This is a genomic window from Pseudomonas sp. LBUM1663 (assembly GCF_059695905.1).
The window spans coordinates 3,234,905-3,257,128 of the sequence record NZ_CP166792.1; the positions used below are offsets into that span (position 1 = coordinate 3,234,905).

Consider the following 22,224-nt stretch of genomic DNA (forward strand, 5'->3'; position numbering starts at 1 on the left):
ATTGGGATTCGGGTTTTCAACTCTGAAGAATCGAAAATCAGGGCAGAGGCAATCTCGAGAGCCAAGGAGGTAGGGAACGGATGTGATTGATTTTGTTGAATTCTGGTAATTACGGGCAAAGTCCGATTTATTGGCAATATGCGACATTGGTAGAAGTTCCGTCCTGACACATGATTTAACATAATATACATTACACGTAACATCATGTTTCGAGATTAGCCCGGTTGCACGCAGATTTTGAAACGCTCAATTCACTGAATCGCTCATTCATGTGTTAGCGCTCCAATCAGCTGCGAATGCTCCGGGAATTGCTCGCTGAGCTCCTGCCGATCACCCAACGCCATGTCCTCGTACTCAAATCCTGGTGAAACCGCTTCACTGATCAACCCGTATCCCGACAATCCATCCATAAGCCGCGAAGCTTTCCAGACACCGCCCGGTACGTGCAGCTGCAATTTTTGTCCGGCGATTATATCGCTGCCCATCATCACGGTTTTCAACGTGCCATCTGGAAAAATCAGGCTGTACTGAATCGCGTCTCCCAAATGGTAGTAATGCATGATGTCTGATTGGTTGAGATGAAAATGGCCTATTGGCGATTCGTTGGTCAGCAAATAGTAGATGGACGTCATCAGGTAACGCGGACCGCTATCCGTTTCAATCGCCGCATACTGATCCGATTGGAATGTCCTGCGGTAGAAACCGCCTTCCGTATGAGGCTCCAGATTCAGCAACGTGATTAATGCTTCAGCGTCAGCAGCGAGGGCTTTAAGCACGTTATTGGCCATCTGAACTGATCCTTCTCATCAAAGTAACCATAGACTTTATATTCCATATAATTATAACTATGCTAAATACATCTTTAGTGTAGTTATATGCATAAGGGCTTCAAAGCGATAGTGCCTAGTCCGCTAATGCCTCAAAACATTAACAAACTCTAATAATCGACCAGCGAAGTTTTCAACAACGCCTCCAAGCCCATAGGTTTGGCAAAATAATAACCCTGGGCCTGCCCTGCCCCCATTTCGCGCAGCAAGATTAGCGTCGCTTCATCCTCGACACCTTCGGCCACCACGCTCAGGTCCAGCGATTCGGCCATCCGCACAATTGCCCGCACGATCGCGCGACTGCGGGCGCTGGTGGTCAGTTCGAGGATGAATGACTTATCGATCTTCAAGCCGCTGAAACGGTATTGATGCACGTAGCTCAGAGATGAAAATCCTGCACCGAAGTCATCGAGCACCACTGACATGCCATTGTCGGCCAATTGCTGCATGTTCTGCCGGGCAATAGCCGGCTCGGCCACCAGCGCGCCTTCGGTCAACTCGAGGCAGATCCGCGAAGGCGCGACCCGATGCTGCGCCAACAGGGCAAGCACATCACTGGCGAAGTCCGGGCGCGTCATGCTGTAGCTGGAGCAATTCACATGCACCGGCGGCCAATTGGCGTGTTGAGGGTGTGCGAGGATCACTGCAACGCTGGTGAGCATGTACAAGTCCAGTCGACCGATCAGACGCAAACCCTCGACATTCGGCAAAAACTCCCCGGGCGCAATCACTCGGCCGCCCGGCTGATGCCAGCGGATCAGCGCTTCAAGAGCCAGGAGCTCACCCGTTTCAACGCTGACAATCGGCTGAAAATACGGCAGCAGTTCGTCGGTACGTTTGAGCGCATTGCGCAAAGCCCCTTCGCGTTCCATCTGGTCTGAGACTTCTCGGCGCACTTCCTGATTGAACACCGCGTAGCTGTCGCGACCGGCACTCTTGACCCGATACATCGCCGCATCGGCGTCGCGCAGCAAGTCGGCTGGCTCGTGATGGAACTGATTGTCGGCGCTGACAATGCCGATACTGCAGGACGAAAAAACCTCATGTCCATTGATAAAAAACGGCAGGTCAAACGCCACCAGAATCCGTTCGGCGATGTCGATCACCACGTCCAGCGGCGCCTCGGGAGCGAGCACCGAGAACTCATCGCCCCCCAGTCGCGCGAGCATGTCGGTGTCACGCAGGCAGCTGCGCAAACGGTGAGCGGCCTGCATCAACAGCAGATCGCCGAAATGGTGGCCGAGGCTGTCGTTGACCATCTTGAAACGATCAAGATCGATGAACATCACCGCCAGGTGCCCGCCTTCGCTGCCGAATCGCGACCAGGCCTGATTGAGGTGCTGTTGCAGGTAGGTACGGTTCGCCAGTCCGGTCAACGCATCGTGGGAGTTTTCGTGTTGCAACTTGGCATTGGCGTGATCGAGTTCGCGGGTGCGGCTCTGCACCCGGGCTTCGAGCTTGAGGTTGGCGGAATGGATGGCTTCGGCGGCCGTGCGTCGCGACAACGCTGTGTCGATGTGCCGCGACACAAACGTCAGCAATTCCTGGTCACGCAGGGTATACCGCACTTGCGAGGTATAGCTTTGTACCGCCAGCACCCCACGCACCACATCAGCATCGAACAAGGGAATGCCCAACCAGGAGTAGGACCGGTAACACTCTTCGGCAATTTCGATTTCACCGTGCGCATGCAATCGGTCAGCCTCGCCAGCGTCAATCAGGCAAGGTCGACGCTGACGGATAACGTACTCAGTCAGGCCCCGGCGTCCACGCCGTGCCAACGGGCAGGTTGTCTGCCGTTCATCAACGTAATACGGAAAAGTCACTTCACTGGTCGTGTCGTCGAACAGTGCGATGTAGAAGTTCTGCGCGAACAGCAGATCACCGACGATGCCATGCAGGGTTTGAAACAGTTCAGCCATATCACCAGGCTGGCTCGACAGTTCGGCAATCTGGAACAGCGCGCTCTGCAGATGTTCGGCGCGCTCACGCTCTGCCACTTCCTGCCTCAAGGCGTCGTTGAGTGCCGAAAGCTCCAGGGTGCGACGCATGACGATCCCTTCCAGGTTCTCGCGGTGCAGGATCCGGTCCAGCGCCATGGCCACGTGACGGGCCACCACCAGAAACAGCGCACGGTCTTCAGCGCTGTAAGTACGGGAAACGTCGTAGACCTGCATGGCCAGCATGCCAAACACGTCATCCGAGGCATTTTTCAACGGCGCGCCCATCCAGAACTCGGGACGATCCCCCACGCAATAGAAGCGCCCATCGGCCTGAGCTGCGCGAATGCCGGCGGCGTCGATCAGCAACGGCTGGCCCGTGGTCAACACCTGGCCCGTCAACGACAGGTGCGAGGCATCGAGGTACTCGTAGTGTTCGGCCTCGACGGCATCAACGTCGATGATGTCCACGTAATACGGGTAGTCAATCTTGCCGGTGTGCGGGTCATACAGTGCGAGATAGAAGTTCTCGGCGTCGATCAGGCTCGCCAGCAGCCGGTGAACCCCCACCAAAAATACAAACCGGTCGCGGGTCGAACTGGCGAGGTAGGTAATTTCATACAGCACACGTTGAGTAATTTGCGCACGGGCAAGGGTTTCGGTCTGTATCTGCATGCCCAGACGCTGGGCAAAATCGGCGAGCGCCGGTTCCGCGGCATCCTTGATGGGCGCGAGCAGCCATCCCAGTGCACTTTCGCCTCGACCGGTCGGCCATCGGTGCAAGTGCCGGGCCTGGCAAAAGGCCTCAAATTCTTCATTCGCCACGCTGGACGGCCACTTCACCTGCGGGTCGCCCTGCCCGACCAAATGCATTTGGTCGCCGGCACGGTACACCACCCATGCGGTGGTGTGAGCCCAATGGCGCGCCGAGGACAGCAGATGGTCGACTGCTTCTTCATTGCCCGCACACATGCTGACAGCATCTGGCCGACTTTTCAGTGGCGTGGCGACAACGGATTGCCGCGGGGAGTCGGTTAATGGACGAAAACTCATCAGCGCTCCCTGTGCCAAAAACTGGCGATGTTCACTTATTAATTGCTAGCAATATGCCAGTGTTCTTCCCGTTTAAAGCTTATATAAAGTTTTTTCAATAGTTTTATTCGCTTTAGTGCCAATCAAAGATGAAGCGACGCGCTCAGAACTTTTCGGGAACCCGTCTAAGTGGGTAATCCGACTCGTGATAACCGCCCGGTCGCTGACGCTTGGGCAACTTCACTTTCTCGCGTGGCACCTCTTCGTAGGGAATGCGGCCGAGCAAATCGGTGATGATGTTCAAACGAGCCCGTCGTTTGTCGTTCGAGTTCGCCACCAGCCAGGGGGCATGTTCGGTATCCGTCGCCTTAAACATGTCATCACGTGCGCGCGAGTAGTCATACCAGCGGCTGTACGACTTCAGATCCATTGAGGTGAGTTTCCAGATTTTGCGCCCATCCTTGATACGCGCTTCAAGCCGACGGGTCTGTTCCTCCGGGCTGACTTCCAGCCAATACTTGAACAACATAACGCCCGAGTCGACGATGGCGCGCTCCACCAGGGGCACAGCCTTCAGAAAACCGACAACCTGCTCTTTGGTGCAAAACCCCATCACCCGTTCGACGCCCGCCCGGTTGTACCAACTGCGATCGAAGATCACCACTTCGCCGGCCGCCGGCAAATGCGGCAGATAGCGCTGTATGTACATCTGGCTTTTTTCTCGATCGGTCGGCGCAGGTAACGCCACTACCCGAAAGATCCGTGGGCTCACCCGTTCGGTCAGCGCCTTGATCGTTCCACCCTTGCCCGCCCCGTCGCGCCCCTCGAAGACAATGCAGATCTTGATGCCCTTATGTCGCACCCACTCCTGCAACTTAACTATTTCGACATGCAGTCGGCGCAGTTCACTCAGGTAGTCCTTGTTCGACATTTTCACGCTGTCGACGGAGTTACGTTTTTTGGTGGGTTTCTTGTCCTTTGCCATGAACAACACCTCGCAGTCGATTGGCTCGCTGAGTTTAGTCCATGGTTAAAGATTTACCGTTGACGAAGAAGTCGCTGGGGATTTGAAAGACAACACAAAACAAATGTGGGAGCGAGCTTGCTCGCGATGGCGGTGTGTCAGTCAACATCAATACTGACTGATAGTCCGTCATCGCGAGCAAGCTCGCTCCCACAGGTATTGCATCAAGCCGGCTGTTACCTCAACAACATTTAGGCCCGGCCTTGCTCCCGTAACGCGCCTCCTGCCGTTCCCGAAAGAACACTTCGTAGCTCATCACCGGCTTGTCCGGGTGTTTGCCCTGCATATGTTCGACGTAGGTGTCGTAGTCCGGCATGCCCACCATCAAACGCGCGGCCTGACCGAGGTATTTACCGAGGCGACTCAGGTCATTGAACATTGGCGCCCTCCTCCCTCACGCTTGCGGCAGTGCCTGGTACGGTGCTTCTTTATCCGTGCGTTCCTTGCTGCCCCAGGCGGCAATGCCGACCTTGAGCGCAAAGAACAGGATGCTGAAGACCACCAGCAGGAACAGCGCCGTCAGCGTTGCGTTGGTGTAGGCGTTGTAGATCACGTGGTGCATCTGGTCGATGCTCTTCGCCGGGGCGAGGATCTGACCGTTGGCTAGCGCATCGCTGTACTTTTTGGCCAAGGCCAGGAAACCGATCGCCGGGTTGGCATCGAACAGCTTGATGAAGCCTGCGGTGGTGGTGCAGATCAGCAGCCACACGGCTGGCAACATGGTCACCCAGACGTAGCGCTGACGTTTCATTTTGATCAGCACGACGGTCGCCAACATCAGCGCGATACCCGCCAGCATCTGGTTGGAGATACCGAATAGCGGCCACAAGGTGTTGATGCCGCCCAGTGGATCGATTACGCCCTGATACAGCAAATAACCCCACATCGCCACGCAACCGGCCGTCGCGATCAGGTTGGCGGTCCAGGATTCAGTGCGCTTCAGCGACGGTACGAACGAACCGAGCAAATCCTGCAACATGAAACGTCCGGCACGGGTGCCCGCATCGACCGCCGTCAGGATGAATAACGCTTCAAACAGGATCGCGAAGTGGTACCAGAACGCCATGGTATTTTCACCTGGCAGAACGTGGTGCAGGATCTGCGCGATACCGACCGCCAACGTTGGTGCACCACCGGCACGGGCCAGAATCGTGGTTTCACCGATGTCCTTGGCCACCGCTTGCAGCGCTTCCGGAGTAATGGCGAAGCCCCAGCTGCTGACGGTCTGAGCAACTGAAACAGCATCAGAGCCAACCAGCGCCGCCGGGCTGTTCATGGCGAAGTACACGCCCGGATCGATCACCGAAGCCGCGACCATCGCCATGATGGCGACGAAGGATTCCATCAGCATGCCGCCGTAACCGATGTAACGGGCATGACCTTCGCTGGCCAACAGTTTCGGCGTGGTGCCGGAGGCAATCAGCGCATGGAAACCCGAGACCGCGCCACAGGCGATGGTAATGAACAGGAACGGGAACAACCCGCCTTTCCACACCGGCCCGGTGCCGTCGATGAACTGGGTCAGTGCCGGCATTTTCAAGTCGGGCATGGTGATCAGAATGCCGATCGCCAACGCCACAATGGTGCCGATCTTGAGAAAGGTCGACAGGTAATCACGCGGTGCCAGAATCAGCCACACCGGCAATACCGCAGCGACAAAACCGTAGCCGATCAACATCCAGGTGATCTGAATGCCAGTGAACGTAAACGCTTTGGCCCAGACCGGATCAGCGGCAATCTGCCCACCGAGCCAGATCGAACCCAGCAACAACAACACGCCGACGATGGAAATTTCACCGATGCGACCCGGGCGGATGTAGCGCATGTAAATGCCCATGAACATCGCGATCGGAATGGTTGCCATCACCGTGAAAATCCCCCACGGGCTCTCGGCCAGGGCTTTCACGACGATCAACGCCAGCACCGCGAGGATGATGATCATGATCAGGAAGCAGCCGAACAGCGCGATGGTGCCAGGGATACGGCCCATTTCTTCACGGACCATGTCGCCCAGGGAGCGGCCGTTGCGCCGGGTGGACATGAACAGGACCATGAAGTCCTGAACCGCACCGGCCAGCACCACGCCGGCGATCAGCCACAGCGTGCCGGGCAGATAACCCATTTGCGCCGCCAATACCGGACCGACCAGCGGCCCTGCGCCGGCGATGGCTGCAAAGTGGTGTCCGAAAAGTACGTGTTTGTTGGTCGGCACGTAGTCCAGGCCATCATTGTTGATGACGGCGGGCGTGGCACGATTGGGGTCGAGTTGCATCACCTTGGTGGCGATGAACAGGCTGTAGTAGCGGTATGCAACGAGGTAGATAGCGACTGCTGCGACTACGATCCACAGGGCGTTGATCGCTTCGCCGCGGCGCAGGGCCACGACACTTAGCGCAAACGCTCCCAGGACAGCCACGGCAAACCAGGCGAGGTGTTTAGCCAGACGGGGCATAGCGTGTCTCCTGCCGACAGCCAGTGGACTGCGGCGGTAATTTTTTATAATTGTGTCCGCGGTGCGGAGCTGGCCCAATATCCCCGTATGCCGTCTACAAATAAATCCGCGTTACTACGTACATGGCATCTACGTAGTTCTACGTAGGCGGCGCTGATCTTTAAGTTTAAATGCAAAACCCTGTGCGAGCGGGCTTGCCCGCTCCCACAGGGTTTTGTATTTCAATAGGCGGGCACCACCGCCGCAGGTCATTCCGTCCAGCACCGCTACTGGAGCCGCGTATCTTTGGCATATGATGCCGGGCCTTCGCCTACCCTCCGTCCGGTCAGGAGCCAAGATGCAGCTCAAACACAAAATCGTCGCGCTCGGGATTCTGCCACTGGTGTTGGCGATCGCGGTGATCTGCGCGCTGGTGATTTCCCTGAATCGCCAACTCGGCGATCAACAGGCGCAGTTGATTGAAGACAGCATCCTGGCGAGCAAACGCGCCGAGCTTAAAAACTACGTGGAAATGGCGCAGAGTCTGATCGCACCGCTGTACGACGATGGCCACGGTGACGAGCATGCCCAGCAACAAGTGCTGGAAGAACTGCGCAAGCTCAGCTTTGGCATCAACGGCTACTTCTTCGTCTACGACCGCGAGGGCCGCAGCCTGATGCACGCGCGCCAGTCGGAACTGGTGGGCAAATACCTGTGGGACATGAAAGATCCCCACGGTTTACCGGTGATTCAGGCGTTGCTCAAAAGTGCGCAATCCGGCGAAGGTTTTCAGCGTTACGCCTGGAACAAGCCTTCCTCCGGCCAAGTGACCGACAAGCTCGCTTATGTAGTGATGCTGGACCGTTGGGGCTGGATGCTCGGCACCGGCATCTACCTTGAAGACGTTGAGCGCGCCACCCAGCAAGCGCGCGATGAAGTGGCACAGGGCATCCGCAAGACCATGCTGGCGATTGCCGCAGTAGCCCTCGTGGCCGTGCTGTTTGTCTTCGCCAGCGGCATGACGCTCAACGTCAGCGAGCATCGCCTGGCGGATAAAAAGCTCCAGCGCCTGACCCAGCGGATCGTCAGCCTCCAGGAGGAAGAGCGCACCAGGGTCTCCCGCGAGCTGCACGACGGCATCAGTCAGGTGCTCGTCTCCATCAAGTTTCAGTTCGAACTGGCCAGTCTGCTGCTGGAGAATGACCCGGGACAAGACAAGGGTTTGAACACACTAAAAGACGCTACAGCTCGCCTCGGCGACGCGATTGGCGAAGTTCGCAGCCTCTCTCACGACCTGCGCTCGTCGCTGCTCGACACCCTGGGCCTGCCGGCGGCGATCGGCCAGCTCGCCGCGGAATTCGAGCAGCGCAGCGGTCTCACCGTGACTTACGACGATAATGAATTCGACTGTGACCTGGTCGACGGCGCAGCGGTTTCGCTGTTCCGGATTGTGCAGGAAGGCCTGACCAACATCGAACGCCACGCACAGGCTAAAAACGTTTCGATTACCCTGCATGGGTCACAAGAGTCCGTGCGGTTGACGGTGGTCGACGACGGTGTCGGCTTCAACGTCGCCCAGGTCGAACGTCGTCATGCGGGCATCGGCCTGCGTAATATCCGTGAGCGTGTCGAGCATTTTGGCGGACGTTTCGACCTGATATCGGTGCCCGGAAGAAGTGAGCTGGACGTGCTGCTGCCGATGAAAATGCCCGGTGCAAAACGCTGACCCACCCCCTTACAACAAGAGTGAATACCCGCGATGAACCTGCCCTACCCGATCCGCGTCGCCCTGGTCGACGATCACTCCCTGGTCCGCGACGGGATCAAAGCGCTGCTCGCGGTCATGGCGCCCCTGGAAGTCGTGGGCGAAGCCGAGAGTGGCGCGCAGGCCATCGAGATGGTCGGGCGCTGCCAGCCAGACTTGCTGCTGGTCGACATCAGCCTGCGCGACATGAACGGGCTTGAGCTGACCCGCGTGCTGCGCGCCCAGTACCCGTCGCTGAAGGTGCTGATGCTGAGCATGTACGACAATTATGAATACGTCAGTGAATCCGTTCGCGCCGGTGCTAGCGGCTATGTGCTCAAGAACTCACCATCGCGGGAAATCATTGCCGCCATCGAAGCCATCGCCAGTGGCGGCACGTTCTACAGCGCCGAAATCGCCCAGCGGCTGATTGCCGACAAAAGCACCGACAACGAGCTGACACCCCGCGAAAGCCAGGTGTTGTACAAAATGGCTCAGGGGTTGAATAACAAAGAAATGGCCCGCGAGCTCGACATCAGCGTGCGCACGGTGGAAACCCATCGCCTGAGCATCCGCCGCAAACTCAACATCGACAAACCCGCGGCCCTGGTCAAATACGCGATCGATCACGGGATCATTTCGCGGTAACGGGCACGCCTCACGCCGCCCCTGGATTGACGACCTTCGCAGTGCGGATAAACAACGCCCGCACCTTTTCCCAGAAATTGCCCCCCAGCACAAAAAAGCTGCCGACCAGCATGGCATCGCCCAGCAATTGAAGCTGCCACAAGTTCGGTCTGAACCCCGGCCAAAACGTGTCGACGTAGGGTTCAAGAAAGGCCGAGATCAGCGGCAGACAAAACATCACGATACCGATCCGATGACGGATCGGACCCACTTCGGCATCTACAGACGGCGCTAGCCCAGAGACGTAACCGAACAGCTTGCTCTTCAACTGCTGGAACCCGGACTTGCCCATCACCGCAATGACCAGGATCAACAGGACTTTATTGCTGATGAACAAAACGCCGGTCAGCGCGGCGATTCTTGAACCAGGAATGTCGAGCATTGCGGCGACTGGCACCATCAGCCACGAACCCAGCATTACACCAATAATGGCGATGCCCACTTTGAAGCGCCAACCAGCGGAATGGGGTTCAGCATGACCTTGGGAGCTACTCATGAGTGTCCTGCCTATAAGTGATCGCAGAAGGTTTGAGGGTGCCTGAGAAGCTTAGCAGCCGGTTGCTCATTTGGGCGGCTATGCTCCAGTGACCTTCCCTGGTTGGACGATACGCGATGCCTCGAGGCCGTTCCTTGCAAAGCCTGCCAGGCCACCTCCTCTTGCTCGCCGCACTTGGCCTGAGTGGCTGCGTGCGGCTGGGGCCGGACTTCCAGCCGCCGGGAGAAGCGTGGGTCGAGCATTGGAACACCGCGGCCCTTGAACACGCCAGTCAGCGCGGAACGAATCCCGATATCCGCCAGTGGTGGCAGGTCTTCAACGATCCGCTACTCAATCAGCTGATCGCCGAGTCGGATGCTCATAATTCCAGCCTGAAAATCGCCGGCCTGCGCGTGATGGAAGCTCGTGCCCAGCTGGGCATTGCGCAAAGCGGTCTGTACCCGCAACTGCAGCAGGCCAGCGCCGACAGTTTGTACTTCAATCGCCGGCAATCGGGTGGCACCAATCCCCAGGACAGCCATTTCTGGCAATACAGCGCCGGGTTCGACATTGGCTGGGAGCTCGACTTCTGGGGGCGTTTCAGCCGAGCCATCGAATCGTCCGACGCCAGCTATTTTGCCGCCCAGGCCAACTATGAAGACGTGCTGGTATTGCTGCGCGCTCAGGTCGCGGACACCTACTTTTCGTTGCGCACCACCGAGGCACGGTTACGCGTTGCCCGGGAGAACGCCAAACAGCAAAAGCGTAATTTCGAGATCACTGAAAAACTGTTCAACAGCGGCCAGCAAGCGGAACTCGACCTGCAACAGGCCAAAACCCAATACCTCGGCACCCTGAGCACCATCCCCACCCTCGAAGACCAACTGCAACGAACGCGTAATGCCTTGGCCGTGCTGATCGGGCAACCGCCCGGCACGTTGCCGATACTGGTGAATAACGAAGGCTTGATCCCACTGATTGATCTCGCCGTACTGCAGGATGTCCCGGCCAATCTGCTGCTGCGTCGGCCCGATGTGCGCGCTGCCGAGCTGAACGTCGCCGCCCAGTCGGCATTGATTGGCGTGGCCGAGAGTGATTTCTATCCGTCGCTGACCTTGCTCGGCAGCATCGTCTGGTCGGCCGACACGCTCAACGGTACGTCCAGAAGCCTGGACCTGATCGGCGGTCCCAGCCTGCGCTGGAACGTGTTCGACCATGGCCAGATCAGCAACAACGTGCGCGTCCAGGATGCGCGGTTGCAGCAACTGATCGAGACGTACCGGGACAAAGTCCGCCAGGCCGCGCGCGAGGCTGACGATGCCGCCACTGGCTTGATCAAATCGCTGGAGCGCGAACGCATCCTGAGCGAGGCCGAAGTGGCGGCCAAACGCTCGCTGGTGCTGGCCAGCGCGCAGTACCGCGAAGGTTACTCGGACTTTCAGCGCGTGCTCGATGCCCAGCGCGCACTACTCGAACAACAGGATAACTACCTGGTCGCCCGCAGCAACGCCGTGAGCAATCTGATTGCCCTGTACAAATCCCTCGGTGGCGGTTGGTACAGCGCCCAGCCCAAAGTCGATGAAGCCACCCGTCAGCAGATGGAAAAACGCACCGACTGGGGCGACCTGCTGAGCGAACCCGCCGCCCTCCCTGCCCCACAAGGTAAACAGCCATGAGTGAAGCCGCGCAGCCTGTCCCCGAGGCGCCCTCCCCCAAGCCTCCTGAGCCTGCCGCCGACCCGGCGAAAAAAGGCATCAAATGGGTGCTGCTCCTGATCCTCCTGAGCCTGTCGTGGTACCTGACGGCCGACCGTTTTACGCCCTATACGCAACAAGCCCGCGTGGGTGCCTTTGTCATTCCGGTCGCCTCGGAAGTCGCCGGCCGGGTGATCCGCGTCAACGTGCGCAACAATCAGGACGTCCAGGCGGGAGACGTGCTGTTCGAGGTCGACCCGCAGCCCTACCAGATTGCCCTCGACCGGGCACGCGCAGACCTTGAATCGACACGTCGGCAGATCGGCGCCAGCACCGCCGGCATCGCTTCTGCGCAAGCCAACTTGCGCGCTGCCCAAGCCAACGAACTCAAGGCGAAACAGGACAATCAACGCTTGGAAGGTTTGTACCGCGAAGACCCCGGAACCATTTCCGTGCGACTGCTCGAAGTGTCTCGCGCCAATCGTGAACAGGCGGTCAGCCAGGTTGCGGCCGCCCGCGCCGAAGTGCAACGCGCCCGCGAGCAAGAAGGCGGCAGCGAGGAAGACAACGCCCTGCTGCGTAGCGCCGCGACGGCGCTGTCGAAAGCCGAGCTGGATCTGTCCAACACGCAGATTCGCGCCCGTTCGGCGGGGCTGATTACCGACCTGCGCACCGACGCCGGGCAGTTCGCTGCGGCCGGTGGCCCGGTCATGACCCTGATTGCCATCCACGATGTATGGATCAGCGCGGACATGACTGAAAACAACCTCGGTCTGGTGAAAGTCGATACACCCGTGGCGATCGTCCTGGATGCGTTCCCGGGCGAAGTGTTCGACGGACGCGTGCGCAGTGTCGGTTATGGAGTCAGTGTCGGACAGACGCCCGCGCCTGGCACCTTACCCAGTGTGCAGAACAGCCGTGACTGGCTGCGACCGGCCCAGCGTTTTCCGGTGATTATCGAGTTCTCCGAAGACGCCCGAAAAGCCTTGCGTGACAGCCGCGCCATCCGTGCTGGCGGGCAGGCCGAAGTCATGGCCTTCCCGACTCAAGGTAACCCGTTGAACCCGTTGGGTCGGCTGTTTGTGGGTTTCATGAGCTGGCTGAGCTATGCCTACTAAACGCACGCCCCGGGAACAGCGCGCATTACGCTTGGCCACTGGCACGGCATTGTGTCTCGCCGCGAGCTTCGGTCTCGGGTTGCCAATTCCCTTTCTGGCGCCGGTGCTTTGCCTGATCCTGCTGGCTTCGATCAACCGCCCGTTGCCGTTCAAGGCAGCGGTGGTGCTCGCGTTGGCCGCAATGTTGACCACGGGCCTCGGCCTGTTGTTGATCCCGATCCTGCGTTATTACCCCGTCAGCGGCTTACTACTGGTCGGCTTGAGTCTGTTCCTGGTGTTCCGTTTCGGTCTGCGCGGAGGCAACGCGCTGATCGTGACCTTTCTGGTGATTGGCCTGACGATGATTTCCTCGGCCGGCGTTGCCGAATTCGATCTGGCGGCGATGGTCATCGGTGCCCTGGTCAAGGGCTTGCTGCTCGCCGTTGCGGTCGTGGCGATCAGTCATGGGTTATTCCCGGATCCACCGAATGCCCCCTCGCCGCCCCCCGCCCCCACCTTGCCCGCTGAAGAAGTCAGTCGGGTGGCGCTTCGTGCAACCCTGATCGTGTTGCCGACGTTCCTGCTGGCATTGATCGACCCGGCCGGTTACCTGCCGATCATCCTCAAAGCCGTCAGCCTGGGTCAGCAAAGCTCCACGACCAATGCCCACACCGCCGGTCGCGAACTCGTCGGTTCGACCTTGCTCGCAGGCCTGCTGGCAATCCTGTTCTGGAGCGCCCTCAGCCTGTTTGTGCACCTGTGGATGTTCTATTTGTGGATGCTGCTGTTCGGTCTGGTACTGGCGCGCAAACTCTACGCCCTGAGCCCGACCCGGTTCAGCCCGGGGTTCTGGCTCAACACCCTGATCACGCTGATTATCCTGTTGGGCCAGTCGGTTCAGGACAGCCTCGCGGGCAAGGACGTGTACACGGCGTTTGCGGTACGCATGGGCTTGTTCCTCGCCGTCACGCTCTATGCCTGCCTGATGGTTTATCTGCTTGAGCAGCGGCCGCAAAAAGCTCAGGGATTAACCTGATAACCCTTGCCTTGCAGGCAACTGGTGTACGCCGTCGAGGTGTTCGCGGCGCTGGTTTTCTGCTGCGCCCGGCGCTCTTGACGCTGACGCGAACCGCCCACCACAGCGCCGGCGGCGGCCGTCTCTTTGGCGCGGTTCTGTCGATAGTCCTGCTTCGTGTCGTCGTCGACGCGATCATAAAACTCGTCATGCTGACGCCCGCGCACTTCTGCCCCGGCCGAGCCCGCGGCGGCCCCCACGGCAGCACCGCGCAATCGCCCTCCGGATGCAGGCTGTGCGGTCGACGCGGTCTGACTGGCGGCGATGCTATTGCATTCATTGATGTCCAACTGGGTCTGTTGCGAACTCTGCCCTTTCATCGGAACAACCGTTGCAGCCCAACCCTGGGTACACGCAACCGCCAATACGATGCTCAGGCCGATGGATGACACCTTGCTCATAATGACCTCCAACGCAGCCCGTCACTCGGCAAGAACACGGGTGGTAGACCGCTGATAACTGCTTCCGGGCTTGATTCGGCAACAAGAAGTGTAGATCACCTGGCATGCTCTCCCAGCGCGGTACTGCCTGATCCAGACGGTGAGCATGATTCTTTTCGATCGTTTTGGCGTGATGGCCTAACCTCATAGGTTGAGCGACCCACCACAGAGTCGAGCACGCCTATGCGTAATGCATTGAAGTCAATGATGTTCGTCGTGCTCACGCTACTTGCAACCAGTGGCGGAGCGCTGTCGGCCGCCGACATACCGCCGGCTCCAGGTATTGCGTCGGGAACTTCATCGTTTGCCATCTCCCAGAGTGATCTGCAAGACCTGCAAATCCGGCTTGACCGAATCAAACAACAGATTTCGCTGGCCAATAACCTCACCCAGATGGTCGGCTTGCAAGATTCCGTTCAGTCGTTTATCAACGATGTGGACAGCCTGCAGTCATCCCTGCTGCCCGAACAAAAGCAACTGCAAGCCCAACTTGATGTGTTGGGCCCGGTATCACTCGACGATGTGGCGTCAGAGAAATCGGATATCTCGACGCAAAGAGCCTATCTCTCCGAGCAAAAGACCAAAGTCGATTCCAGCCTGAAAACCCTGACAGCGCTTAGAAACAATGCAGCCGGCCTCATCATTCAAATTGCCGGCATTCGCCGCAGCCTGCTGGAAACCGAAGTCACGCTGCGCAGCGGCAGTATTCTGGGACCGGGGTTCTGGGCGCCGTTGTTTAATCCGCTGAAGGAGGACCGCCAACGGCTGAGCGATTTCATCCAACAGGCTTCCAGCGCAATCAAAGCCGCCTGGCAACCCGGCGAGCGCCTGTTCGCCGCCGCATTGATCGTACTGGCCCTGGGGATTTGGTCCTGGGGACGAAGAATCGCCGAGCGCGGGCTGACCTGGGTGTGTATTCATCGAATGCCGGAAGGACGTTTGCGTCGAAGCTCGCTCGCACTGGCCTCAGTCGTGGCCACGGTGCTGACCACTGCTTTTGCGATGCAACTGTTGTTTTATGCGCTCACCCGGCAATTACCGTTGTCGCCGTTGATTCAGAACTTTGCCGATGAATTCGAAAAAGTCATCTACGTTTGCATCCTGATTACCGGTTTGAGCCGTGCGCTGCTGTCGACACGACATCCTTCCTGGCGACTGCCGGCGATCGCCGATCCGGTGGCGCTGGCGATCCAGCCCTTCCCCAGAATACTGGCCGTCACGCTGCTGATTCTGGTGGGGCTGGCACAAATCACCAACGTCACGGGCATGAGCCCGCCCGCCATTCTCTTTGGTCGCGGTTTGGTCGCGCTGGTGGTCACGCTGATTATCGGCACGTTGTTCCGCCGTGCCAGCAAAGTCCGCAGAGCCGTCGCGGCCACCGGGGAAGCACCCGAATCGAGTACTACCCTCGCAGGCCTGATTTATTCGTTGGCCGGTATTGCGACGATTGTATCGCTGCTTGCGCTGCTGATCGGCTACATCTCCCTGGCACGGTTCATCACGTACCAACTGGTCTGGGGTTTTATCATCCTGTCGGGCTTCTACTTGCTGATGCAATTGTTCAAAGACAGCTGTGAGTACCTGTTTTCATCCAAGAGCCCCAGCGGCAAGGCGCTCAAACAATTGCTCGGGATCGGTGATGTACGCCTTGAGCAAGTGTCGATCATTCTGTCCGGTGTCAGTCGCGCCGGGTTATTGCTGCTGGCGGTGATTTCACTGTTTGTCGGTGGCGTCGGCACGACGCTGGGGCAATTGTTCACCCAGACGTTCGCGATCCTCGGCGGCGATGGTCTGCGCAAACTCAATATCATCCCGGGCCATTTGCTGAATGCGCTGCTGGCCCTGTTCATCGGCATCTACCTGATTCGCTCACTGCGCCGATGGCTGGATAACGAGTTCCTGCCCAAAACCGACATGGACCCCGGCATGTGTGCCTCGCTCAGCACACTGTTCGCCAACATCGGTTACGCCCTGGTGATTCTGCTGACGCTGTCATCCCTGGGCATCCAGTGGACCAACCTGGCGTGGATTGTCAGCGCCCTGTCGGTGGGGATCGGTTTCGGTTTGCAGGAAATCGTCAAGAATTTCGTCTCCGGCCTGATTCTCCTGACCGAACGGCCGGTCAAGGTCGGCGACCTGATCAGCATCAGCGGCGTCGAAGGCGACATCCGCCGCATCAACGTCAGGGCCACTGAAATACAACTCAGTGACCGCTCGATCGTCATCGTGCCTAACTCGCAACTGATATCGCAAAACCTGCGCAACGTGACCCTCGGCGGCAGCGCACAAGGGGTGGCGACACTGGAGCTGATGTTCCCGCTGGACATCGACCCGGAGCAAGTTCAAAACCTGCTGTACGACACGTACCGCGAGAACGAAACCATCCTCGACAAACCGGCTACCTTCGTCCGGTTCAGCAAACTGTCCCCCGAAGGCATCACGCTGACGGTCACGGGCTACGTCAGCAGCCCGAGAATCGTCGGCACGACCAAAAGCGATCTGCTGTTTGAAATCCTCAAACGGTTGGGTGCGGCGGGTATTGAACTGGCCAAACCTGCACCCACGGTTTGAACAACGAGAGAAGCCGGCCTTTCAGGAAGGATGCAGCGCCAAGTCGGCGAGGTGGAATTCGCGAATCACGTCCTGCACGGGTGATGGCGCTTGAGTGTTTCACTCGGCAGTTCCTTGAACAACGCCCGGTAACTGCTGGAAAACCGCCCCAAATGCCAGAACGACCAATTCATCGCCACTTCGGCAACGGTCGTGTCATTCGGCGTTCGCGCGAGCAATTCGCGGTGTGCACTGTTGAGGCGGCGCAGGCGCAGCCAATGGGTCGGCGTCATCCCCGTGAAGGCCTTGAACGCGTGCTGCAACTGACGCAGTGAAACCCCGGCCACTTGGGAAAGCTCCAGCAGGTTGAGGGTTTCTTCCGGTGAATCGGCGGCCCATTCACCAATGCGTTTCATCACCGCGCGTTCTTCGGTGCGGCGCTGCAGGCCGCCGCGATCGAGGCACACACAGGCGTTGTCGAGGATGTGCAGGCAGTCTTCGAGCAGTTGCTGGGTCAGCGCTTCTTTGCTGGGTGGGTCGAGCGTTTCGGCGAGCCGGGTCAAGGTGCCGCTCAACCAGCGGCTGAACAATGCGTTCTGCCCCGAGTTCAGCGGCGACATGAATAATCCTTCCAGCCGCGCGACATTCAAACCGTGGCGCTGGACGAATTCCGGACCGAACACCACGGCGATTTCCTGGTAGTTCTCCGGGGTGATCCAGATGTTGCGGCTTTCACCATTCAACACGTAAAGCGCGTTGTCGCTGCGGTCGAAACAGAACGCCAGCGAACCCTTGGGCGCACTGAAATTCTGTTCGACCCGGGTGTTCATCTGCTCTTCGTAAATCTCCACGCCTTGCAGGTCCAGATAGCGCACGCGCCCGGCGAAATGCCCCGGCGACATCTGCTGGTAATGCTGGACCCAACCCGGCGTGGCGCGGATCTGCGCGGCGACATCGTCGGTGTTGAACGCTTGAACCTGTATTGGACTGGACGCTGACATGAATGACCTTACGCACTCGTTTGGTGCGTTTTGGTGCTGCTGAAAGTGGATAGATGGAACTGCAAGGCTCGCCCAAGATAGTCGTCAACGCGTCTCAGGGGAAGTGTGTGGTGGATGAAACCGCCCTCCCCGACGTTAATAAAACCAATAACGAGGTCTTTATGAATGCCCCTTTCGATCAGCTCCTCACGTGGCTGAAAGATCACAAGATTACCGAAGTCGAGTGTGTGGTCAGTGACTTGACCGGCATTGCACGCGGCAAAATTGCACCCACCAACAAGTTCCTGCATGAGCGAGGCATGCGCCTGCCGGAAAGTGTGCTTTTGCAAACGGTAACCGGGGACTTTGTCGACGACGACATCTACTACGACCTGCTCGACCCGGCCGACATCGACATGGTCTGCAAGCCCGTCGCCGACGCGGTGTACGTGATTCCATGGGCGATCGAGCCGACCGCCATCGTCATCCACGACACCTTCGACAAGTTCGGTAACCCGATCGAACTGTCGCCGCGCAACGTCCTGAAGAAAGTCCTGCAACTGTACACCGACAAAGGCTGGCGGCCGATTGTTGCGCCGGAAATGGAGTTCTACCTGACCCAGCGCTGTGAAGACCCGGACTTGCCGCTCAAGGCGCCGCTGGGTCGTTCGGGCCGTGCGGAAAGCGGTCGTCAGTCCTTTTCCATCGATGCCGCTAACGAATTCGACCCGCTGTTCGAAGACGTCTACGACTGGTGCGAACTGCAAGGCCTGGACCTCGACACACTGATCCACGAAGACGGCCCGGCGCAGATGGAAATCAACTTCCGTCATGGCGATGCGCTGGACCTGGCGGACCAGATCACCGTGTTCAAGCGCACCATGCGTGAGGCGGCACTCAAGCACAACGTCGCCGCGACCTTCATGGCCAAGCCGATTGGCGACGAGCCCGGCAGCGCCATGCACATCCACCAGAGCGTGGTCGACATCGCCAGCGGTCAGCCGATCTTCGCCAATGCCGACGGCACCATGAGCGAGCTGTTCCTGCACCACATCGGCGGCCTGCAAAAGTACATCCCCAAAGTGCTGCCGATGTTCGCGCCCAACGTCAACTCGTTCCGCCGCTTCCTGCCGGACACCTCGGCTCCGGTCAACGTCGAATGGGGCGAGGAAAACCGCACCGTCGGCCTGCGAGTGCCGACCTCGACGCCGGATTCGATGCGCGTGGAAAACCGCTTGCCGGGGGCTGACGCCAACCCGTACCTGGCAATCGCGGCGAGTTTGTTGTGCGGTTATCTGGGCATGGTTGAACGCATCGAGCCGAGTGCTGCGGTGCAAGGTCGAGCCTACGAGCGCCGCAACCTGCGCCTGCCGATCACCATCGAGGATGCGCTGACGCAGATGGAAGAGTGCGAAACCATCGGGCGGTATTTGGGCGACAAGTTCGTGCGCGGTTACGTCGCGGTCAAGCGGGCCGAACACGAGAACTTCAAGCGGGTGATCAGCTCCTGGGAGCGTGAGTTCTTGATGCTTAGCGTTTAACTCCCTTCATGATCGGTCCCACGCTCTGCGTGGGAACGATCACAAACAAAACAATAAGAGGTGTCGAATGCGTCTATTGAAATCCATGGTTCCGGCCGCGCTGGCCGTGTTGTTCAGTGCCGTTGCCCAGGCTCAGCCCACCGTCAGCGTCTACAACTGGACCGATTACATCGGCGAAACCACCCTCGCCGACTTCCAGGCCACCTCCGGGATCAAGGTGATCTACGACGTCTTCGATTCCAACGAAACCCTGGAGGGCAAATTGCTCGCCGGCCGCACCGGGTATGACGTGGTCGTGCCGTCCAACCACTTCCTGGCCCGTCAGGTGAAGGCCGGCGCGTTCCTCAAGCTAGACCGCGCGCAGTTGCCCAACTTCAAGAACCTCGACCCGAAGCTATTGGCGCTGCTGGAGAAAAACGACCCGGGTAATGAGCATTCCGTGCCGTACCTGTGGGGCACCAACGGCATCGGCTACAACGTCGACAAGGTCAAGCAAGTGCTCGGCATCGACCACATCGATTCCTGGGCCGTGCTGTTCGAACCGGAAAACATCAAGAAACTCAGCCAGTGCGGCGTGTCGATGATGGACTCGGCCGATGAAGTGTTCCCGGCGATTCTCAATTACATGGGCATGGACCCGCGCAGCGAGAACCCGGAGGACTTCAAAAAAGCCGAAGCCAAGCTGTTGAGCATCCGGCCTTACATCACTTATTTCCACTCCTCCAAATATGTGTCGGACCTGGCCAACGGCGACATCTGCGTGGCCTTCGGCTATTCGGGTGACGTGTTCCAGGCCGCCAACCGGGCCAAGGAAGCCAAGAACGGCGTGAACATCGCCTACGCCATTCCGAAGGAAGGCAGTAACTTGTGGTTTGACCTGTTGGCGATTCCTGCCGATGCCGGCAACCCGAAAGAAGCCCATGCCTTCATCAACTACCTGCTGGACCCGCAAGTGATTGCCAAGGTCAGCGCCTCGGTCGGCTACGCCAACCCGAACCCCGCCGCCAAGGAATACATGGACGCGGAGCTGGTGAACAACCCTGAGGTTTATCCGCCGCAGGCAGTCCTCGACAAACTCTACATTTCCACCACCCCGCCCCAGGCGATCATGCGACTGATGACCCGTTCCTGGAGCAAAGTGAAGTCCAACAAATGAATAACGAACACGCACATTCCTATTACGCGGCCACCGCCAATGGCCTGACGCCCTACCCCACGCTGGCCTCGGACCTTGTGGCCGATGTCTGTGTGATCGGCGGCGGTTTCACCGGAGTCAACACGGCGATCGAACTGGCTCAACGCGGGCTCTCGGTGATTCTGCTGGAGGGCCGGCGGATCGGCTGGGGCGCGAGCGGGCGCAATGGCGGGCAACTGATCCGCGGCATCGGCCATGACGTCAGCGGTTTCACCCGGTACGTCGGTGAGGACGGCGTGCGCTATCTGGAGCGTGCGGGGATCGAATCGGTGGAACTGGTGGGCAATCGCATCCGTGAACACGGGATTGAGTGCGACCTGCGCTGGGGGTTCTGCGAACTGGCCAACACCAAGGCGCAGTTCGCGGCGTTCAAGACGGAGCAGGAAAGTCTGGCCGAATCAGGTTACACCCATGAAACCCGTCTGGTCGGGGCGGAGCAGATCCGTGAGCAAGTGGTGGATTCAGAGGTCTATGCCGGTGGTCTGGTCGACATGGGCTCGGGCCATTTGCATCCGCTCAATCTGGTGCTGGGCGAAGCAAAACTAGCGCACGCCCTCGGCGTGCAGATCTTCGAGCAGAGCCCGGTAATCGAATTGATCCATGGCAGCACGGTGCAGGTTCGCTGTGCCGGTGGCACGGTACGCGCCGGTAGTCTGGTGCTGGCCTGCAACGCGCACCTTGAAGAACTCGAACCGAAACTCAGCGGCAAGGTGCTCCCGGCCGGCAGCTACATCATCGCCACCGAGCCGTTGGCACCTGAGGTTGCCGCGCAATTGATACCGCAGAACCTGGCGTTGTGCGACCAGAAAGTCGGCCTGGATTACTACCGGCTCTCGGCGGACCGACGCTTGCTGTTCGGTGGCGCCTGCCATTATTCCGGGCGCGATCCGGCCGACATCACGGCGTACATGCGTCCGCAGATGCTCAAGGTCTTCCCGCAACTGCGCGATGTGCGCATCGACTATCAATGGGGCGGGCGGATTGGCATCTCGGCCAATCGTTTTCCGCAGGTCGGGCGCTTGAGTCAGCACCCGAACGTGTTCTACGCCCAGGGGTATTCCGGGCATGGACTGAACGTCACGCATTGGTGCGCGAAGCTGTTGGGCGAAGCGATTCACGCCGGGCAGAGTCGAGGGTTCGACGTGTTCAGCGCTGTGCCGCACATGACCTTTCCCGGCGGGCCGATGCTGCGCTCGCCGTTGCTGGCCCTGGGCATGTTCTGGTATCGCCTGCGCGAACTGGTTGGCTGAATATCAGCCGTATGCAAAACCTGTGGTAATTGGGCTTCTGTGACGAGGGGGCTTGCCCCCGTTGGAGTGCGAAGCCCTCCCAAATATTTTGACAGTTGCCGAAAATGTGGGGCTGCTGCGCAACCCAACGGGGGCAAGCCCCCTCGCCACAGAAGCCCTCGCCACAGGTCCTTGATCCCAATGAACTGATTAGTCCTTTCGATTTGCTCAATCGCGAGGCACTTCTATATTGAGGAGGTGCT

Annotated in this window: 17 protein-coding genes; 9 read left to right on the forward strand and 8 right to left on the reverse strand. The window is 58.9% G+C overall.

Annotation, left to right across the window (positions count from 1 at the left end):
- Positions 1 to 263: 263 nt before the first annotated feature.
- From ACA075_RS14790 to ACA075_RS14810, 5 genes are all read right to left on the reverse strand, one after another.
- Positions 264 to 788 (reverse strand): cupin domain-containing protein, encoded by a 525-nt coding sequence (locus ACA075_RS14790; RefSeq protein ID WP_497299116.1) that lies wholly within the window; start codon positions 786 to 788, stop codon positions 264 to 266.
- 149 nt (positions 789 to 937) lie between these two features.
- The gene (locus ACA075_RS14795; RefSeq protein WP_497299117.1) at positions 938 to 3,820 is read right to left on the reverse strand and encodes a sensor domain-containing phosphodiesterase; all 2,883 of its coding nucleotides are present in this window, start codon (positions 3,818 to 3,820) and stop codon (positions 938 to 940) included.
- 142 nt (positions 3,821 to 3,962) lie between these two features.
- Positions 3,963 to 4,784 (reverse strand): polyphosphate kinase 2, encoded by an 822-nt coding sequence (gene ppk2, locus ACA075_RS14800; RefSeq protein WP_497299118.1) that lies wholly within the window; start codon positions 4,782 to 4,784, stop codon positions 3,963 to 3,965.
- Between the two features lie 220 nt (positions 4,785 to 5,004).
- Positions 5,005 to 5,202, reverse strand: coding sequence for a YbdD/YjiX family protein (locus ACA075_RS14805; RefSeq protein ID WP_010460111.1), 198 nt, complete (start codon positions 5,200 to 5,202; stop codon positions 5,005 to 5,007).
- A gap of 15 nt (positions 5,203 to 5,217) precedes the next feature.
- The gene (locus ACA075_RS14810; RefSeq protein WP_497299119.1) at positions 5,218 to 7,275 is read right to left on the reverse strand and encodes a carbon starvation CstA family protein; all 2,058 of its coding nucleotides are present in this window, start codon (positions 7,273 to 7,275) and stop codon (positions 5,218 to 5,220) included.
- Positions 7,276 to 7,612: 337 nt separating this feature from the next.
- Between ACA075_RS14810 and ACA075_RS14815 the strand changes: the two genes are divergently transcribed.
- Both ACA075_RS14815 and ACA075_RS14820 read left to right on the forward strand, forming a co-directional pair.
- Positions 7,613 to 8,980 (forward strand): cache domain-containing protein, encoded by a 1,368-nt coding sequence (locus ACA075_RS14815; RefSeq protein WP_497299120.1) that lies wholly within the window; start codon positions 7,613 to 7,615, stop codon positions 8,978 to 8,980.
- 33 nt (positions 8,981 to 9,013) lie between these two features.
- Entirely contained in the window at positions 9,014 to 9,646 is a 633-nt protein-coding gene (locus ACA075_RS14820; RefSeq protein WP_094467499.1) for a response regulator, read from the forward strand.
- Between the two features lie 10 nt (positions 9,647 to 9,656).
- On the opposite strand, the gene ACA075_RS14825 is transcribed toward ACA075_RS14820, so the two are convergent.
- A complete protein-coding gene (locus tag ACA075_RS14825) occupies positions 9,657 to 10,181 on the reverse strand; it encodes a transporter suffix domain-containing protein (protein ID WP_497299121.1) in 525 nt (174 codons plus the stop codon).
- A 116-nt stretch (positions 10,182 to 10,297) separates the two neighbouring features.
- On the opposite strand from ACA075_RS14825, the gene ACA075_RS14830 reads away from it, so the two are divergent.
- The 3 genes from ACA075_RS14830 to ACA075_RS14840 are packed head-to-tail and all read left to right on the forward strand — an operon-like array spanning position 10,298 to position 13,987.
- Positions 10,298 to 11,836: an efflux transporter outer membrane subunit gene (locus ACA075_RS14830; protein WP_497299122.1), complete on the forward strand. Its 1,539-nt coding sequence runs from the start codon at positions 10,298 to 10,300 to the stop codon at positions 11,834 to 11,836.
- On the forward strand, positions 11,833 to 12,972 hold the full coding sequence (locus tag ACA075_RS14835) for an HlyD family secretion protein (RefSeq protein ID WP_497299123.1): 1,140 nt from the start codon (positions 11,833 to 11,835) through the stop codon (positions 12,970 to 12,972). Before ACA075_RS14830 ends, ACA075_RS14835 begins: the two co-directional genes overlap by 4 nt.
- Positions 12,962 to 13,987, forward strand: a complete 1,026-nt coding sequence (locus tag ACA075_RS14840; RefSeq protein WP_497299124.1) for a DUF2955 domain-containing protein — start codon at positions 12,962 to 12,964, stop codon at positions 13,985 to 13,987. Before ACA075_RS14835 ends, ACA075_RS14840 begins: the two co-directional genes overlap by 11 nt.
- Here ACA075_RS14840 and ACA075_RS14845 read toward each other — a convergent pair.
- Positions 13,972 to 14,427, reverse strand: a complete 456-nt coding sequence (locus ACA075_RS14845) for a hypothetical protein (protein WP_497299125.1) — start codon at positions 14,425 to 14,427, stop codon at positions 13,972 to 13,974. The genes ACA075_RS14840 and ACA075_RS14845 overlap by 16 nt on opposite strands.
- Before the next feature lie 222 nt (positions 14,428 to 14,649).
- Here ACA075_RS14845 and ACA075_RS14850 point away from each other — a divergent pair, with 222 nt between their 5' ends.
- Positions 14,650 to 17,037 (forward strand): DUF3772 domain-containing protein, encoded by a 2,388-nt coding sequence (locus ACA075_RS14850; protein ID WP_497299126.1) that lies wholly within the window; start codon positions 14,650 to 14,652, stop codon positions 17,035 to 17,037.
- 65 nt (positions 17,038 to 17,102) lie between these two features.
- Here ACA075_RS14850 and ACA075_RS14855 read toward each other — a convergent pair whose 3' ends face one another.
- Positions 17,103 to 18,017 carry a helix-turn-helix domain-containing protein gene (locus ACA075_RS14855; protein ID WP_497299127.1) on the reverse strand — a complete coding sequence of 305 codons (915 nt, stop codon included), beginning with the start codon at positions 18,015 to 18,017 and terminating at the stop codon, positions 17,103 to 17,105.
- A gap of 161 nt (positions 18,018 to 18,178) precedes the next feature.
- On the opposite strand from ACA075_RS14855, the gene ACA075_RS14860 reads away from it, so the two are divergent.
- The 3 genes from ACA075_RS14860 to ACA075_RS14870 all read left to right on the forward strand — a co-directional run bounded on the left by ACA075_RS14860 (position 18,179) and on the right by ACA075_RS14870 (position 21,982).
- Positions 18,179 to 19,537 (forward strand): glutamine synthetase family protein, encoded by a 1,359-nt coding sequence (locus ACA075_RS14860; protein WP_497299128.1) that lies wholly within the window; start codon positions 18,179 to 18,181, stop codon positions 19,535 to 19,537.
- A 67-nt stretch (positions 19,538 to 19,604) separates the two neighbouring features.
- Entirely contained in the window at positions 19,605 to 20,693 is a 1,089-nt protein-coding gene (locus tag ACA075_RS14865) for a polyamine ABC transporter substrate-binding protein (RefSeq protein ID WP_497299129.1), read from the forward strand.
- Positions 20,690 to 21,982, forward strand: a complete 1,293-nt coding sequence (locus ACA075_RS14870) for an NAD(P)/FAD-dependent oxidoreductase (RefSeq protein WP_497299130.1) — start codon at positions 20,690 to 20,692, stop codon at positions 21,980 to 21,982. Before ACA075_RS14865 ends, ACA075_RS14870 begins: the two co-directional genes overlap by 4 nt.
- Positions 21,983 to 22,224: the final 242 nt, after the last annotated feature.

Bases quoted from the DNA above. Each gene is read 5' to 3' on its own strand.
- ACA075_RS14790 (WP_497299116.1), bottom strand. From the start codon at position 788: ATGGCCAATAACGTGCTTAAAGCCCTCGCTGCTGACGCTGAAGCATTA.
- ACA075_RS14795 (WP_497299117.1), bottom strand. From the start codon at position 3,820: ATGAGTTTTCGTCCATTAACCGACTCCCCGCGGCAATCCGTTGTCGCC.
- ppk2 (WP_497299118.1), bottom strand. From the start codon at position 4,784: ATGGCAAAGGACAAGAAACCCACCAAAAAACGTAACTCCGTCGACAGC.
- ACA075_RS14805 (WP_010460111.1), bottom strand. From the start codon at position 5,202: ATGTTCAATGACCTGAGTCGCCTCGGTAAATACCTCGGTCAGGCCGCG.
- ACA075_RS14810 (WP_497299119.1), bottom strand. From the start codon at position 7,275: ATGCCCCGTCTGGCTAAACACCTCGCCTGGTTTGCCGTGGCTGTCCTG.
- ACA075_RS14815 (WP_497299120.1), top strand. From the start codon at position 7,613: ATGCAGCTCAAACACAAAATCGTCGCGCTCGGGATTCTGCCACTGGTG.
- ACA075_RS14820 (WP_094467499.1), top strand. From the start codon at position 9,014: ATGAACCTGCCCTACCCGATCCGCGTCGCCCTGGTCGACGATCACTCC.
- ACA075_RS14825 (WP_497299121.1), bottom strand. From the start codon at position 10,181: ATGAGTAGCTCCCAAGGTCATGCTGAACCCCATTCCGCTGGTTGGCGC.
- ACA075_RS14830 (WP_497299122.1), top strand. From the start codon at position 10,298: ATGCCTCGAGGCCGTTCCTTGCAAAGCCTGCCAGGCCACCTCCTCTTG.
- ACA075_RS14835 (WP_497299123.1), top strand. From the start codon at position 11,833: ATGAGTGAAGCCGCGCAGCCTGTCCCCGAGGCGCCCTCCCCCAAGCCT.
- ACA075_RS14840 (WP_497299124.1), top strand. From the start codon at position 12,962: ATGCCTACTAAACGCACGCCCCGGGAACAGCGCGCATTACGCTTGGCC.
- ACA075_RS14845 (WP_497299125.1), bottom strand. From the start codon at position 14,427: ATGAGCAAGGTGTCATCCATCGGCCTGAGCATCGTATTGGCGGTTGCG.
- ACA075_RS14850 (WP_497299126.1), top strand. From the start codon at position 14,650: ATGCGTAATGCATTGAAGTCAATGATGTTCGTCGTGCTCACGCTACTT.
- ACA075_RS14855 (WP_497299127.1), bottom strand. From the start codon at position 18,017: ATGTCAGCGTCCAGTCCAATACAGGTTCAAGCGTTCAACACCGACGAT.
- ACA075_RS14860 (WP_497299128.1), top strand. From the start codon at position 18,179: ATGAATGCCCCTTTCGATCAGCTCCTCACGTGGCTGAAAGATCACAAG.
- ACA075_RS14865 (WP_497299129.1), top strand. From the start codon at position 19,605: ATGCGTCTATTGAAATCCATGGTTCCGGCCGCGCTGGCCGTGTTGTTC.
- ACA075_RS14870 (WP_497299130.1), top strand. From the start codon at position 20,690: ATGAATAACGAACACGCACATTCCTATTACGCGGCCACCGCCAATGGC.